Genomic DNA, 559 nt, shown 5'->3' with positions numbered 1-559 from the left:
CGCCACGTCGCGCGCGGCCGCCAGCCCCCAGCCGACCAGCAGGAAGATCCAACCCGCCGTCCGCGCCGAGAACAGCGCGCTGCTGGACGCCACCGGCCACAGCACCACGCAGCAGATCACGCACAGCATGGCCTGCTGCGGCGCCGCGCCGGGGTCCAGGGCGCGGATCATCCGGCCCAGCCACAGCGCCGCCGTCGCTATGAAACAGGCCAGCCCGGGCAGGCCCGCCGTCGTCGCGACCTCCAGGTAGATATTGTGCGGGTGGATATTGCACCCTTCCGCGGCGCCGCGCGCCGGCAGGTCCAGGCCGAACAGGCGCACCCCGTGGACATAGGCCGGATCGGCGCAGAAATCGCGGAATCCGTCCGCGCCCAGCCCCAGCCAGGGATGGTCCCGCACGATCGCCGCCGCGCGGATATAGATCTGCCCGTACGCGCTATCCGAGAAATGGCGGATCTGCTGCAGGAAATGCACCACCAGCTTGGCATAGGCCGGCGGCGACAACACCGGCAGCAGGGCCAGCCCTACCCCGCCCGCGACGGCCGCCAGCAGCACCGGC

General features: G+C 71.7%; 1 protein-coding gene. It reads right to left on the bottom strand.

Annotated elements, in window-relative coordinates; translation table 11 throughout:
• On the bottom strand, positions 1–559 hold a 559-nt coding region (locus HUK84_RS22315), incomplete at both ends, for an O-antigen ligase family protein (RefSeq protein WP_176642058.1).

This window comes from Nguyenibacter vanlangensis (genome assembly GCF_013376155.1).
Taxonomy (GTDB): Bacteria; Pseudomonadota; Alphaproteobacteria; order Acetobacterales; family Acetobacteraceae; genus Gluconacetobacter; species Gluconacetobacter vanlangensis.
The sequence above is the reverse complement of the archived record's forward strand: the minus strand, read 5'-3'. Positions and strand labels throughout refer to the sequence as shown.